General features: G+C 67.0%; 15 protein-coding genes and 1 pseudogene. 11 read left to right on the top strand and 5 right to left on the bottom strand.

Annotated elements, in window-relative coordinates; translation table 11 throughout:
* Positions 1-3 precede the first annotated feature (3 nt).
* The 10 genes and pseudogenes from G6N14_RS20910 to G6N14_RS14215 all read left to right on the top strand — a co-directional run.
* Positions 4-176: pseudogene (locus tag G6N14_RS20910) on the top strand (thiolase family protein); the annotation flags it as partial.
* A gap of 63 nt (positions 177-239) precedes the next feature.
* Positions 240-1,541 carry an MCE family protein gene (locus tag G6N14_RS14255; protein ID WP_407663119.1) on the top strand — a complete coding sequence of 434 codons (1,302 nt, stop codon included), beginning with the start codon at positions 240-242 and terminating at the stop codon, positions 1,539-1,541.
* Positions 1,538-2,566: an MCE family protein gene (locus tag G6N14_RS14250; RefSeq protein ID WP_085135712.1), complete on the top strand. Its 1,029-nt coding sequence runs from the start codon at positions 1,538-1,540 to the stop codon at positions 2,564-2,566. The genes G6N14_RS14255 and G6N14_RS14250 overlap by 4 nt, the downstream gene beginning before the upstream one ends.
* A gap of 46 nt (positions 2,567-2,612) precedes the next feature.
* The gene (locus G6N14_RS14245; protein ID WP_085135711.1) at positions 2,613-3,707 is read left to right on the top strand and encodes an MCE family protein; all 1,095 of its coding nucleotides are present in this window, start codon (positions 2,613-2,615) and stop codon (positions 3,705-3,707) included.
* Complete coding sequence (locus G6N14_RS14240; RefSeq protein WP_085135710.1) at positions 3,704-5,158, top strand: MCE family protein; 1,455 nt, start codon at positions 3,704-3,706, stop codon at positions 5,156-5,158. Before G6N14_RS14245 ends, G6N14_RS14240 begins: the two co-directional genes overlap by 4 nt.
* Positions 5,155-6,318: an MCE family protein gene (locus tag G6N14_RS14235; protein ID WP_085135709.1), complete on the top strand. Its 1,164-nt coding sequence runs from the start codon at positions 5,155-5,157 to the stop codon at positions 6,316-6,318. Before G6N14_RS14240 ends, G6N14_RS14235 begins: the two co-directional genes overlap by 4 nt.
* Entirely contained in the window at positions 6,319-7,869 is a 1,551-nt protein-coding gene (locus tag G6N14_RS14230) for an MCE family protein (protein ID WP_085135708.1), read from the top strand. It abuts the gene before it with no gap.
* A gap of 17 nt (positions 7,870-7,886) precedes the next feature.
* The gene (locus tag G6N14_RS14225; RefSeq protein WP_085135707.1) at positions 7,887-8,393 is read left to right on the top strand and encodes an Rv2253/PknI dimerization domain-containing protein; all 507 of its coding nucleotides are present in this window, start codon (positions 7,887-7,889) and stop codon (positions 8,391-8,393) included.
* A 15-nt stretch (positions 8,394-8,408) separates the two neighbouring features.
* Complete coding sequence (locus G6N14_RS14220) at positions 8,409-8,831, top strand: hypothetical protein (RefSeq protein ID WP_085135706.1); 423 nt, start codon at positions 8,409-8,411, stop codon at positions 8,829-8,831.
* 36 nt (positions 8,832-8,867) lie between these two features.
* A complete protein-coding gene (locus G6N14_RS14215) occupies positions 8,868-9,326 on the top strand; it encodes a hypothetical protein (protein ID WP_085135705.1) in 459 nt (152 codons plus the stop codon).
* 14 nt (positions 9,327-9,340) lie between these two features.
* Here G6N14_RS14215 and G6N14_RS14210 read toward each other — a convergent pair whose 3' ends face one another.
* The 5 genes from G6N14_RS14210 to G6N14_RS14190 form a co-directional block, all read right to left on the bottom strand.
* Positions 9,341-9,973: a twin-arginine translocation pathway signal gene (locus G6N14_RS14210; protein WP_085135704.1), complete on the bottom strand. Its 633-nt coding sequence runs from the start codon at positions 9,971-9,973 to the stop codon at positions 9,341-9,343.
* On the bottom strand, positions 9,970-10,746 hold the full coding sequence (locus G6N14_RS14205; protein ID WP_085135703.1) for an Rv1363c family protein: 777 nt from the start codon (positions 10,744-10,746) through the stop codon (positions 9,970-9,972). Before G6N14_RS14205 ends, G6N14_RS14210 begins: the two co-directional genes overlap by 4 nt.
* Positions 10,747-10,782: 36 nt before the next feature.
* A complete protein-coding gene (locus tag G6N14_RS14200; RefSeq protein WP_085135702.1) occupies positions 10,783-11,172 on the bottom strand; it encodes an Rv2576c family protein in 390 nt (129 codons plus the stop codon).
* A gap of 154 nt (positions 11,173-11,326) precedes the next feature.
* A complete protein-coding gene (locus G6N14_RS14195) occupies positions 11,327-12,940 on the bottom strand; it encodes an FAD-dependent oxidoreductase (RefSeq protein WP_085135701.1) in 1,614 nt (537 codons plus the stop codon).
* A gap of 20 nt (positions 12,941-12,960) precedes the next feature.
* Positions 12,961-13,647, bottom strand: coding sequence for an IclR family transcriptional regulator domain-containing protein (locus tag G6N14_RS14190; protein ID WP_085135822.1), 687 nt, complete (start codon positions 13,645-13,647; stop codon positions 12,961-12,963).
* A 139-nt stretch (positions 13,648-13,786) separates the two neighbouring features.
* Here G6N14_RS14190 and G6N14_RS14185 point away from each other — a divergent pair, with 139 nt between their 5' ends.
* A complete protein-coding gene (locus G6N14_RS14185; RefSeq protein WP_085135820.1) occupies positions 13,787-14,650 on the top strand; it encodes an alpha/beta fold hydrolase in 864 nt (287 codons plus the stop codon).

The raw sequence follows: 14,650 nt of genomic DNA, 5'->3' as shown, positions 1-14,650 counted from the left end.
TACCTGACGCCCAAAGGCCATCCCGGGGTGGCAGTGGTGTGGCACAGTGCGTAGAACTCTTCGAGCAGGTGCGCGTCAATCAAGGCGCGGATCGACTTGCCACACACCTCGGGGGTCCGACTGCGGTGTCGGCGGTAACCATCGTGGAAGGGGGCGGCAGCGGTGGTGCTCAATGATGTGAAAGCGGCGATCTCGGGTCATGCCGATGTCTGCCGCGCGGCCTCGGTGACGGAGCGGTAGTGGTTCTGGGAGCGACCGCGGATCCGCCATTGGGCGGCCACCTCAACGATCCGGACCGAGGGTCGGCCGGCGCTGGCCCGCATCGGCCCACGGGTGTCAGGCGCCAGCAGCCGACCTATCTGCGTCCGCTGATCGGGCTGGCCACCGTGCTGATCATCGCAGCTGCAATCGCGTTGCCGATCGGCCTGTTCCGGGGAAGCTTCACCCGCACCGTGTCGGTCACGGTGCTCTCGTCGCGAGCCGGGCTGGTGATGTACCCCGACGCCAAGGTCAAGATGCGCGGCGTTCAGGTCGGCAAGGTCGGGTCCATCGATCCGCTGCCGGACGGCACCGCCGCGCTGCGACTGGAGATTGAGCCCGGCCAGCTGCGGCTGATTCCGGCCAACGTCACCGCCCGGATCGCCTCGACGACGGTGTTCGGGGCCAAGTCCGTGGAGTTGGTGGCGCCGCCGGCCCCGGAGGCGGCCAGGCTGCGCGCAGGTCAAGTGCTGGCGGGCGAACATGTCACCGTCGAGATCAACACGGTGTTTCAGCAGCTCGTGCGGGTCTTGGACAAGATCGACCCGATGAAGCTCAACGAGACCCTGGGCGCGGTCTCGACGGCGTTCAACGGCCGCGGGCAGAGACTGGGGCAGGCGCTCACCGATTTCGACAGGCTGCTGGCCGAGATCGAGCCCAGCCTGGGCACCCTGGAACACGAAGCCGCCACCATGGCACCGGTGTTCCGGTCCTACGCCGATGCCGCCCCGGACCTCACCGTCGCGCTCAACGCCACCACCACCATGAGTGACAGCATCGTGGCCGAGCAGAACAGCCTGGACACCTTCCTGCTCAGCGCCATCGGTCTCGCTGACAGCGGAAACGAGGTACTGGGCGAGAACCGGCAGGCACTGACGGACTTGACGCAGGTGCTGGAGCCGACGGCTGCGCTGCTGGACAAATACCACGAAGAACTCGGCTGCTCGATCGGCGGTCTGGTGCCGTTCGCCAAATCCCCGCCGTTCCACGTCCCCGGCATCATCATCACCGCCAGCTTCACCCTGGCCAAGGAGAGGTACCGCTACCCCGACCATCTACCGAAGGTGGCGGCCCGCTCCGACCGTTCCTACTGCACCGACCTGGGCCTTCCCGACGTACCGCCGGAATACCGGGTGCCCGCGTTGATCGCCGACGTCGGAGCCAACCCGTACGAATACGGCAACCAAGGGATCCTGCTCAACTCCGATGGCCTCAAGCAGGCACTGTTCGGGCCGATCGGTGGGCCGCCGCGCAACAGCGCCCAGGTGGGGATGCCGGGATGAGAAGCGGGTTGGGACCTCTGGTCAAGTTCGGCAGCTACGCCGTGGTGATGGTGCTGGCGACGGTATTTCTGTTCGCGATCTTCGCGGAGGTTCGGACTGGTCCCACTGTGGGCTACCAGGCAGTGTTCGCCGACGCCTCCCGGCTCAAGGCCGGCGACAGTGTGCGGGTCGCCGGCGTGCGTGTCGGCACGGTCGGTGGTGTGTCGCTGCGCTCAGACGGAACGGTCCTGGTGAAGTTCCAGGCCGACCGCAACATTGCGCTCACCACGGGAACCCAGGCTTCGGTGCGCTACCTGAACCTGGTCGGTGACCGCTACCTGGAACTGACCGATGGGCCGGGCTCGACTCAGCTGTTGGGAAAGGGAGCGCAGATCCCGCTCGAACGGACCGCCCCGGCCCTGGACCTGGACCTGTTGCTCAACGGGCTCAAGCCGGTGGTCCGTGGACTGAATCCCGAGGACGTCAACTCGCTCACAGCGTCGTTGATCCAGATCATGCAGGGCCAGGGGGGCACCATCGACTCACTGATGTCGCGAACGTCGTCGTTCTCGAATTCCCTTGCTGACAACAACCAGGTGATCGAATCGCTGATCGACCAACTGCGCACGACGCTGGCCACCTTGTCCGACGGCGACAAGCGGTTTTCCGGGGCGATCGATCGGCTGGGCAAGCTGGTCGCCGGGCTGGCGGCCGACCGCGACCCGATCGGGACCGCGGTGACGGCGCTGGACCGCGGCACCGCGTCGCTGGCCGATCTCCTCGGCAACGCTCGGGATCCCCTGACCAACGCCATCACTCAGGTCGACCGTTTGACCACCGCGATCAACGCCGACCTGGCGGGCCTGGACATGTCGTTGCAGAAGGCACCGGAGAACTACCGCAAGGCCATTCGACTCGGCGCCTACGGCGGGTTCATCCAGTACTACCTGTGCGCGGTTCAGATCCGGGTCAGCGACACCCAAGGTCGCACAGCGGTGTTCCCGTGGATCAAAGCGGAGGAGGGCCGATGCAGCGACACCGAATGAGCGGCATGCTGCCCGGTGCCGCCCCGCCACGGCAGGGGACCCGCCCATGCTGAAATACCACGGCAGCCACCTGATGCGAATGGGACTGATCGGCATCGCGGTCGTCGGGTTCATCGTTGGGATCGGGTTGCAGCCCGAACAGCTGATCCAATGGGCCACCTGTGTGCGCTACCAGGCCCGGTTCGCCGAAGCCGGTGGCCTCAGTACCGGCGCCGATGTCACGCTGTCGGGGATCAAGGTCGGCTCGGTCACCGATGTCGCACTCGACAACGGTGACGCGCTGGTGACCTTCACCCTGGCGGGCAAGTACGGGCTCGGTGGGCAGACCACCGCTCACATTCGCACCGGGTCGCTGCTCGGTGAGCGGGTGCTGACGGTAGAGCCGGCGGGCAGCGGCAGGATGCGCCCCCTCGAGGTCATTCCGCTTACCCGCACGTCATCGCCGTACTCGCTGATCGACGTGGTCGGTGAACTCACCACAAACACCGCCGGCACCGACACCGAGTCGCTGAACCGGTCCTTGGACACCCTCTCGGACACCATCGACCAGATCGCTCCGCAGTTGGGGCCCACGTTCGACAGCCTGAGTCGGCTGTCGCGGGCGGTGAACAACCGCAACGAAGGCCTCGCCGACCTGCTGAAATCGGCCGCCGATCTGACCGGAGTGCTCTCCGAACGCAGTCAGCAGATCAATTCGCTGATCCTGGATGCCGACAGTCTTGTCGATGTGCTCAACACCCGGCGGCAGGCGATCGTCAACCTGTTGGTCAGCACCTCGGCGGTATCGCGGCAGCTATCCGACCTGGTCGCCCAGAACAATGAACGGCTGCGACCGACGCTCGATAAGATCATCGAGCTGAACAAGATCCTGGTGAAGAACCGGGACAACCTCGCCAAGGCGCTGCCCGGTCTGGCGAAATACGAACTCACCCAAGGCGAGACCGTGTCCAACGGGGCCTACTACAGCGCCTATATTCCGAACCTGTTCCTGCCGCAGCTGCTCCAGCCGTTCTTCGACTACGCGTTCGGATTCCGGCGCGGCGTCGATGCCGGGCAGCCGCCGGACAACGCCGGGCCGCGTGCCGAACTGCCGTTCCCGGTCAACGGGATTCCGCAACCAGGAGATCTGCCGCCCCGATGAGGACTCGTAAACCACTGCACCGGGCGGCGGCCGTCGTGGCGGCACTGCTGCTGGTGGCGGGCGCGGGCATACTCGCCCGCCAGACCATCCTGAAACCGACTCGGATCACGGCGTATTTCTCCACCGCGACCGCGATCTATCCCGGTGACGAAGTCCGGGTCGCCGGAGTGAAGGTCGGCACGATCGACCGTATTGAACCGCAGGGCACCCAGGCCAAACTGACGTTGCGGGTCGATCGCAAGGTGCCGATCCCGGCCGACGCCAAAGCCGTCATCGTCGCGCCCAATCTGGTGGCGGCGCGCTTCGTCCAACTGACCCCCGCCTACCATCGCGGTGACGGGCCGACCCTGGGCGATGGCGCGGTGATTCCGCGCGAGCACACCGCGGTCCCGGTCGAGTGGGATGAGGTCAAGATCCAATTGAACCGCCTTGCCGCTGAACTGGGGCCACGCAGCGGTGTCTCGGGAACGTCGGCGTCACGCTTCATCGACAGCGCGGCAAACGCGATGGACGGCAACGGCGCCAAACTGCGCGAAACTTTGGCGCAACTGTCCGGCGTGGCCCGGATCTTCGCCGAGGGCAGTGGCAACATCGTCGACATCATCTCGGGTCTGCAGACGTTCGTCACCGCACTGCGTGACAGTGATCAGCAGATTGTGGTGTTCGAATCCCGGCTCGCCACCTTGACCAGTGTGATCAACGACAGTCGATCCAACCTCGATGCTGCTCTCACCGACTTCGCCGGCGCGATCGACACGGTGCGGGATTTCGTGGCGGGCAGTCGCGCCGAGACCGCCGAGGCGTTGCAGGGCGTCGCCAAGGTCAGTCAGACGCTGGTCGATTCGAAGAACGCGATCCGCAATATTCTGCACATCACCCCGAACGCAATCGCCAACACACTCAACATGTACAACGTGACCAGCGGAACTCCGGTGGGCTCGTTCGCGTTTTCCAACTTCAGCAACCCTGTCCAGGCGATCTGCACGATGACCGGCGCGGTCGGTAACGTGACGTCGACGGAGACCGGCAAGCTGTGCGAGCAGTACCTCGGGCCGGCTATGCGACTGCTGAATTTCAACGGCCTCCCGATGCCGATTTCCCCGTATCTGACCAAGGCGGCCAGCCCGGACAAGTTGATCTACACCGACCCGGCGTTGATGCCGCACGCCGAGCACCCGGCAAACCTGCCGGAACAACAGCCGTCGATCTCGGCCTACACCGGGCTGCACGGTGATGTCCCCCCTCCGCCTGGGTGGACGGATCCCCTGCAACCACGGGGCTCCTACGTGCCAGACGGACTGCCCGCCGCAGCCACGCCTCCACTGATTCCCGGAGCGCCCCTGCCCAGCCCGACCACGTTCGACGGGATGCTGCTGCCGGGCGGCCCGCCGCTGGGGCCGCCGCCCGGCCTGCCGGGTCAGCTACCCGCGGAAGGGACATCCTCGCCATGATCGGTCACCGTCGCTTGCGGCGCAGTGCGGCACTTGCCGTCGCGGTCGCCGCCACCACCACCGGCTGCGCCTTCGGCGGTTTGAACTCGCTGGCACTGCCAGGCGTTCAGGGCCGCGGACCCGGGGCCCAGCACTTCACGGTCCAGCTGGCCAATGTCGGGACACTGGAGTCCAATTCGCCGGTGATGCTCGCCGACGTGGTGATCGGCAGCGTCGGCAAGATGACCGTCAGCGACTGGCACGCCAACGTCGAGATCGCGGTCAACCCCGGCGTCGAAGTCCCGGCGAATGTGGTCGCGACCGTTGGGCAGACCAGCCTGCTCGGTTCGATGCACCTGGCGCTCAATCCACCTGTCGGAGAAGCTCCTACGGGGAAGCTGATGTCGGGGGCCACCATCGATTTGAGTGGCTCGTCGACCTACCCGTCTACCGAGCAGACCCTGTCGTCGCTGGCCGTGCTGGTAAACGGGGGCGGACTCGGTCAGATCGGCGACATCATCCATAATTTCAGCGCCACCATGGCCGGCCGTGAGGCCGACATTCGCGACCTGATCGTGCGGCTGGACCACTTCACCGGAGCGTTGGACCGGCAACGGGACAACATCGTCGACGCCATCGCAGAGATGAACCGGGCGGCCACGACGTTCGCCGGGCAGCGCGACACCATTAACCGCGCGCTGAACAAGATCCCCCCGGCCATCGACGTCTTGATCAGGGAACGCCCCAAATTCGTCACCGCGTTGACCAAGCTGGGGCAGTTCGGCGACCTGTCGGCCGGTTTGGTGAACGACTCCGGTCGCCAACTGGTCTCCGACCTCATCCACATCGAACCGGCGTTGCGTTCGCTGGCCGACATCGGCCCGGAGCTCAATTCGGCAGTGGCCTACGCCTCAGCCTTCCCGTACGGCCCCAACGCGATCGAGCGCGCCGTGCGGGGTGACTTCCTGAACCTGTTCGCGGTCTTCGACCTCACCAAACCCCGCCTCAAGCGGTCCCTGTTCGCCGGCACACAGTGGGGTGACGAGGACGCGAAACTGGTTCCGGCGCCCGGTGATCCGTGGTATCTGAATTATTCCTACGATCCGCTGCAAGAGCCGATCCTGCAGTCTGCGGGCCAGGCCCTCCCGCCGGGAGCGGTTACCTCGGGAGGCGGTGGCTAGATGCTGACACGCTTCGTCCGGATCCAGCTGATCCTGTTCCTGGTGGCGTCGGTCATCGGCGTGGGAGCCATGCTCTTCGGCTACATGCAACTGCCGACCATGCTCGGGATCGGCAGGGTGGTGGTCACACTGGACCTGCCCGAGACCGGCGGTCTCTACCGATTCTCCAACGTCACCTACAACGGCGTACAGATCGGCGCGGTGACCAAGGTGGAGCTGACGTCCAACGGTGTGCGCGCCACGTTGTCGTTGGATCGCTCACCAAAGGTGCCGGCCGATCTGGTGGCTGCGGTGCGCAGTGTTTCGGCGATCGGCGAGCAGTACGTCGACCTGCAGCCGCGCAGCGACAGCGGCCCGTACCTGCACAACGGCTCGGTGATCGCGGCCTCGGATACCGAAGTTCCACAGCAAGTCGGGCCGATGCTCGATCAGGTCAGTGCCCTGGTCGACAGCATCCCCAAAGACAAGCTCAGTGCCCTGCTGGACGAGACCTTCCAGGCCTTCGACGGCGCCGGCTACGACTTCCAATCACTGCTGGATTCGGCAACGACCATCAGCGGTGACGCCAACCGGGTCTCGGACAAGGTGCGCAGGCTGGTCGATGACGGTGCGCCGCTGCTGGACTCCCAGGAACGAAGCACCGACGCGATCCGGACCTGGGCGCGCAGCGTGGCCGGGATCTCCGAACAGGTCGCCGCCAACGACCCGCAGTTGCGGGCCATCCTGCAACGCGGACCCGGATTCGCAGAGGAAGTGTCGGGGCTGATGCAGGATCTCAAGCCCACGCTGCCGATCCTGCTGGCGAACCTGAACACGCTGGGGCAGGTGCTGATGGTTTACAACCCGTCGCTGGAACAGCTGATGGTGTTGCTGCCCGGGTACATTGCGGCCCAGCAGTCGTTCGGTCTGCCCAAGAACAACGCGACCGGTCTGCCCCAGGGCGACTTCACCCTGACCTTTGGTGACCCCAACCCGTGCACCGTAGGGTTCTTGCCGCCGTCATCGTGGCGTTCCCCGGCCGACACCACCACCATCGACACTCCCGACGGTCTGTACTGCAAACTGCCGCAGGATTCCCCGATATCGGTGCGCGGCGCCCGCAACTTCCCCTGTATCGAACATCCGGGCAAGCGCGCGCCGACTGTCGAACTCTGCGACGACCCCAAGGGCTTCGTCCCGATCGCCATGCGTCAGCACCTCACCGGCCCCGGAGCGTTCGACCCGAACCTGCTCAAGCAGGGTGTGCCGATCGATGACCGGGCCGACTTCAGCGACCGGCTCTTCGCTCCCGTTGGGGGGACCCCGCTGCCGCCGTGGGCCACCCCGTCGGGGACGCCGCCTGATTCCCCTCGGCCGGTGGTGCCCGCGCCGCCGCCCGAAGCGCCGAACGCCGTTCCACCGGCGACTCCAAACTCGGGGCCGTCGGTCGCGGTGCTGCCCTACGACCCGAACACCGGCAAATACATGACCCCCGATGGGCGATACGAGCAGCAGACGAACCTGGTTCCCGGTTCCTCGCCCAAGTCGTGGACCGACCTGATGCCTTTCTGAGTGCCGAGGGAGGACGAATGCGCACACGTGAATTAATAGTCGCCGCAGCGGCTTTCGGGCTGGTCGTGGGGTCGACCCCGGCGCCGCTGACGCAGGCTGCTCTGGGCTTCGAGCTCAACGGGCCCTACCGGGTCACCTCCAACGGCGACTGGGCTAAGACCAACGAGGTTTTCATGAACGAGGTCACGGTGTCGTCGGTGTGGACGTTCAGTTCCAGTTGCGAGGATGCGCACGTCTGTACCGGGCAGGTCAGCAGCGACCAGGGCTGGACGGCACCGCTGGAGTTCCGTACCTCGCGCTGGATCGTCGATCGCTTCCACGAGAACTGGCAGACCTGTCCGGACGGCACCACCTCGCCGGGGCGGCAGCGTTACCAGTTCCAGGGCGGCGACGTCAACGGGCAGTACGAGAAGCGCAATATCGATCTGCTGATCGGCTATGACAGAACGATCGGCGTATCCGGTGCCTGTGGGCGTAACCAGCCCACCGTGATCCTCATGCCGTTGACGGTGCAGCGACTCTAGGCGGTAGGGGCGACCATGCAGACCACTGGAATGTTGAAAGCATTCATCGCGGCGGCACTGGCCGCCGGGACGGTTGCCGGCGTGACACCTGGCGCGCCGTCGGCTGCCGACCCGTACGTGCCGATGTGCGACGTTCCGGCCTGCACACCCGGGATCATGCCGAACGTCGTGCTGGGGGCGCCGTGCTCCAACACCACCTACTTCGTCTTCGGGTCGGCTGTCGCAGGGCCGTCGACCCTGCCGGGCAGGCTGGTGTTCTGCGGGTCGCCGCGTCGCTACGAACCGCGCTGGTTCCGCGCTCCGGAGATGCACGGCATCAAGGAGGAGAACAGCAGGTGCGATGAGTACTCCGGCGAGGTGGCGCAGGCTCCCGACGGCCTGTTCCTGACCTGTGTAGCCGTAGACGGGTACTCGTTGTGGCGCCGCGGAGATCTCTAGCGGCACAACAGTCCCGGCAAGTCGAAGGAGTTCGCCATGCTACGAACCACTGTCGGTGCAGCGCTCGCCGCGTTGACCGTCGCCACGGTGGTGGCGCCGACTGCCGCGGCCGACATGCGATACGGCAATTATGAAGTCCTGAGCAACCGGTGGACCGACGCCACGTGGGTCTGGGCGGTCTACCCGTGCGAGACGATGGGCGAGTTCGACGACCTGCCGGCCGGTTGCGTGACGATCAGTGCGATCGATCGGCCGCATTTCTTCGGCCGCGGGTATTACGGCGGGACGGCCAGACTGGTGGACGGGCAGTACTCGTTCACCTCCGATTACCCCAACGGTCTGAACTGCCCATTCGGGCCCTCGATGCCGACGCGCGACACCTACAGGTGGGATGCGAACACGTTGGCCGGCGTCGTCGAATCGCATTTCGACGTGGGCTGCATGAATGGTCCGGGCGGGGTGAATACCTGGACGTTCGCCCTGGTCCGGATGTAACTGGTGTGGACCCGCTACACCGGGTCGAACGAGGAGATCAACCACCGGCCGTCGTGCTTCTCCAGGCCGACCTTGACGCTGCTCATCGAGTAGGAACCGTCTGGCACCGCTTTGCTGATTGTGGTCTGGTTCAGGAAGATGAGCACTTCAGCCGAGCTGGGCCGCAGCGAGATGATGCCTTTGCGGACCACTGCGGCCACCGTCTGAACGTCTTTCTCCCTGGCGGCCGGGGTGACGACTTTCTGAGTGAAATCGGTGTAGTAGGAGAGGAAGTCGCCGGTCAGGTGACTTTGCGCGGCGCTGAAATCCTGCTCCAGCGTTTTCGGTGAGTAAGTGAGCACGGCCACCGCCCCGTCGGCGGCAGCCGCCATCACCGCCTGCTCGGCCTCTGGTCCGAGTTGCTGGTCGGCCCGCAGTACCCCGAAGTAGAGCCAGCCGGTCAGCGCCGCCGACGCCACGAGCAGGCCACCGAGCACCGCAGCGACCCAACGTGCGGTGGCCACGGTCGGTTTGGCGGCAGGCTGCTCGGCCGGCGATTCCGCGACGGCCTCGTCTGGCACCTGCGGTGCGGCGTCATCGCCGTCTGCCGTCATCGACTCGTCGTCGATCGGCTCCGGCGCGACAGGTTCCTGGTCGGATTCACTCATGCCGCGAAGTCCACTTTCGACAATTTGACCTGGTCACCCTCACGGGCCAGGTGCACGGTGAGGCGCCAACTGCGGGGCTCCTCTTTGGCTCCCGCGGTATTGGTGACCTTGGTGGTCGCTGCGACCAGCACCACCGCTTCATCGTCTGACATCGACTCCACCCCCGCGACCGCCGTGTCGACCGTGGTGACGGTTTTCGAGTCACGAGCGACTTTGGCGAAGTCGGCGGCGTGGGCTTCGAAGTCCTTCTTGAACTCGCCGGTCGAGTTGTTGAGGATCGCCTGGACGTCGTCTTCGACGGTCTCGTAGTTCAGTGTCATCAGTGTCACCACACCCTGGCGGGCGGCGGCGGCGTACTCGGCGGACTGACGTTGGCGCTCAGCGACGCTGCGATGGTGGACCAGGATCACCACGCTGCCGGCGGTGAGTCCCCCGATGGCGAGTATGGCGACCGTCGCCGCAACCCACCGCAGCCGCTTCCAGGCGCGGATGAGCCTAGGGGGCTGGTCAGCGGCCTCGGCGGGGGCCGCTGCGTCGACGTCCGGCGCTGGCTCGCCGGCTTCAGAAGCTTCGCCGTCGGCGTCCTGTGCGGATTCCGGTTCGCCCGCGTCGGCCGACCCCTGCTGCGCCTTGAGCAGCTCCGCTCGGGCGCGGGCCAACTCCGCCGCTGCCTCGGCGGCCTTCGCCTCGGCTTCGGCCAGCGTCAGAGCATCCTTCGAAGGGCGCTTGGCGGCGTGCTTTCCGCCCGGCTTCGCCGGATCACGCGAGGGCATACGGCCTCCTGTCGTTCAGCTCAGCACCAGGGTCCCTCACCACGTGCGAAGCGAGCAGAGCGCCCCCTTGGTGCCGGCGTCGGTGGCGACCACGACGTCATCGACGCGCAGCTCGCAGACGAAGCCCGGCGATGGCAGTTCGGGATGCATCCCGGGCAGTGACACCACCACCATGGCCCAGTCCTGCGGATCGGCCAACGTGGTTTCGAAGATCCAGGGCTGGTTGGGGCCGACCGTGACGTCCGCTCGCGGACTGTACTGGTAGGGGTTGTGACTATATTCGCCGAAGTTGGGCGGCTGAACCTCGCGGTAGTACACGAATGCCTGTGCGGTCTGAGTCGCGCTGACCGAGTAGCGGACGTGGTGCGGCGCCGGATCGTCGGCGCCGGCCGGGACGGCGACAGCCAGCGCTCCGGCGCACGCCATTCCCGCCACCAGGGATGACGCGGCGACCGACCTGCCTGTCACGGTTCCCTCCACTGCTGCACCCGCCGAGCGGGCACACTGCCGAAGACTCAAATTCTTGGTAACGAAGAATATCAATTCCGCCGTGCTTGGGGGGGCGAAACCCTTCCGCCGGTCACCGCCCAGGGTCGGCCGCCGCGCGCCCCGCCCGGTAGCCGAACACCATCGCCGGGCCGATGGTGCCGCCGGCCCCGCCGTACGCCCGCCCGGTGACCCCCGCCATCGCATTGCCCGCGGCGAACAGGCCCGGGATGGGCCCGCCCGAGACGTGCAGCACCCGGCCGTCGCAGTCGGTGCGGGGGCCGCCCTTGGTGCCCATCGCTCCGACCGACAGCGGCACGGCGTAGAAGGGGGCGGTGTCGATGGGCCCCAGCGTGCGCCCGGCGACGGTGCTCGCCTGCGGGTCACCCCAATAGCCGTCGTAGGCGCTGGATCCCCGCCCGAACTCGGGATCGCCGCCCGCTGCCACGCCGCTGTTCCAGTCAGTCACCGTCTGCATCAGGCCGTCCGCGTCGATACCGGTCTTGGCGGCCAGGGCGGCCAGGTCGGGGGAGCCGCAGAACCAGTCGGGTGCCGCTCCGCCGGGCGCCACACCGAGGAATCCGTACCGGCGCAGGTGTTCGGCATCGAAGACGATCCACGCCGGATCGTTGACGTACCCCCCGCGCGGCTCCAGGTAGTGAAAGGCGCCGGCCATCGAGTTGTAGTCGCATGCCTCGTTGACGAACCGCCGTCCGGCTCGGTTGACGATGATGCTGCGGGGGCGGGTGCGTTCGAGTCGCACGCTGCGGCTGCGCTGGTGACCGTCGATGGTGTCCCCGGGGATCCGCACGATCGGAACCCACCATGCCTCGCCCATGTTGGCCAGGTCCGCGCCGCGTGCCATCGCCATGCGCAGCCCGTCGCCGGTGTTGTTCGGGGGTGACACCGCGCCCCGCATCGGCCCGCGCAGAAAGGCCTCTACCAGCGCGGTATCCCACTCGAAGCCGCCGTTTGCCAGGATCACCGCCCGTCGCGCCCGCACCCGGCGCGACGAGCCGCCCGCCTCGATGCGGACGCCGCCGACGCGACCGTCTTCGGTGGCGAGCAACTCGACCCCGCGGCATCCGGTGGCGGGCGTGATGCCGGCGTCCAGCGCGCCCCGAAGCAGCCCGGCGATCAGCGCGGTGCCGGCCACGCAGAGATCGCCGCCGGCGTCCGCCTCGATGTCGGCGTGCAGCCGGGCGCGGGTCTCAGCGTCGAATCCCACATTGCTGTAGTCGGCTGGGAAGGAGGTGATCCGGTCCCGCCAGCAGCCGACCCGGGAGATGTCGTAAGGCAGCGGACTCAGCGAGCGTCCTCCGGCGGGGCGCCCGCCGGGCAGCTCCGGCTTGTAGTCCGGAAAACCGGTGGCGACCTCGAAACGGACGTCGCTGTGGGCTTCGACGAAGTCGACCATCTCCGGTCCGGTCCGGACGAACGCCGCAACCAGTTCGTCGTCCATGGCCCCCAATGACTGGGCGCGCAGGTAGTCCATTGCGGCATCGACGGTGAGCCCGGGCATCCGGTCGTGCGCCGGGATCCAGGCGATCCCGCCGGAGACCGCGGTGGTACCGCCCACGGTCTGCGACTTCTCGTAGAGGGCGACCGAGGCGCCGTGCACCGCCGCGGTGACTGCCGCGGTCAGCCCGGCTGCGCCGCTGCCCAGCACCACCACGTCGACGCTGTCGTCCCAGTCCGGTGTCGTCATTGTTGTCCTCTCGGCCGGATTCAGCTCAAGACCTCCGACAACCGCCCGGCAGCGGCCAGCACGGCTTCGCGGCCGCGCAGCACCACGTCCTCGCGGTGGGAGATCAGGTTGATACAGGTCGGCGGTGACGGCGGGCGGCGACGCACCGGGACCGCCAGCCCAAAGGTTCCCGGCTCGATCTCGCCGTGGGTGACCACCCACCCGCGTTCCCGCGTCTGGGGGACGATGTCGCGTTCCCCGGGCCGCGGGGGCATGGCGGCCAGCAGCGCGATGCCGGCCGCGCCCAGGCTCAGCGGATGCCGGCTGCCCTCATGGAACGCGAGCTGGTAGCCGACCTGGGTGGGGACGATGACGGCGACGGCCACCTGCTGCTCGCCCTCGGCTACCAGCAGGGACACCGTGGTCCCGAGTTCATCGGCAAGGGCGCGCAGCGTCGGCAGGCTCAGCTGGCGCACGTTGTTGTCGAACGAGGCTCCGAGGACGGCCAGCGCGGCCGCCGGGCGGTACCGGCCGTCGTCGCCCTTGGCGATCAGCCGGAAGCCGGTCAGCGTGTTGAGCAGCCGATAGCTGATGGTCCGGTGCACGCCGACGCGGTCGGCGACCTGTTGCACCGTCAGCCCGTTCGGCGCGGCGGCCACCGCCTCGAGAGCAGCGAGCCCCCGGGCCAGTGTCTGCGAACCCCGCGCGGGCTCGGCGGCGTCGGGCATCGGTGCGGCCTCCTTGACATCCACCCGCGTGAGAGTGATGCTCTTGAATATAACGTACATATGTGTGCGATAAAAGCACGCATTGTATGCCATAAACCGAGAACAGCGTTCTCGCGCGGTCCCCGGGGAAGAGGTGGCGGTGCCGGAGTACGAAAGCGTCTGGAGCGACCTCCAGGGAGTCGCGTTCGAGCAGGGGTACCTCGACGCGAACGGCGTGCGCACGCGATACCTGCGGGCCGGCGACCCGGCCAAGCCGGTGCTGGTGCTGCTGCACGGCTCGGGCGGGCATGCCGAGGCCTACGTCCGCAACCTGGCCGCGCATGCCGAACACTTCTGGACCTGGTCGGTGGACATGCTCGGGCACGGTTACACCGACAAGCCCGGTCATCCCCTGGAGATCGCCCACTATGTGGCGCACTTGATGGATGTGCTGGATGCGATCGGTGCGACCACAGCCAGCATCAGCGGTGAATCCCTCGGCGGGTGGGTTGCCGCACGCGCCGCCATCGACCATCCGGGCCGGGTCCATCGGCTGGTGCTCAACACCGCGGGAGGCTCGCAGGCCGACCCCGAGGTGATGGCGCGCATCATCACGCTGTCGATGGCCGCGGTCGAGAACCCCAGTTGGGAAACCGTGCAGGCGCGCATCAAATGGTTGATGGCCGACAAGGCCAAGGATTACGACGACATCGTCGCCAGCCGCCGGCGCATCTACCGGCTGCCCGGTTTCGTCGACGCGATGCGCGACATCATGGCGCTGCAGGACCCGCAGATCCGGGCTCGCAACCTGCTGGGCCCGGGCGACTACGCGCGGATCACGGCGCCGACGCTGGTGGTCTGGACCAGCGACGACCCGACGGCCGATGTCGAAGAGGGCAAACGGATCGCGTCGATGATTCCGGGTGCCCGATTCGAACTGATGCCCGGCTGCGGCCACTGGCCGCAGTATGAGGACCCCGAGACGTTCAATCGCCTGCACCTGGAATTCCTGCTGGAGCGTTAG

Origin of the sequence: Mycolicibacter hiberniae (genome assembly GCF_010729485.1) — a bacterium.
In the GTDB taxonomy this organism is placed as follows: domain Bacteria; phylum Actinomycetota; class Actinomycetes; order Mycobacteriales; family Mycobacteriaceae; genus Mycobacterium; species Mycobacterium hiberniae.
Note: the sequence above shows the minus strand (reverse complement) of the source record. Positions and strands in the feature narration are given on the sequence as shown.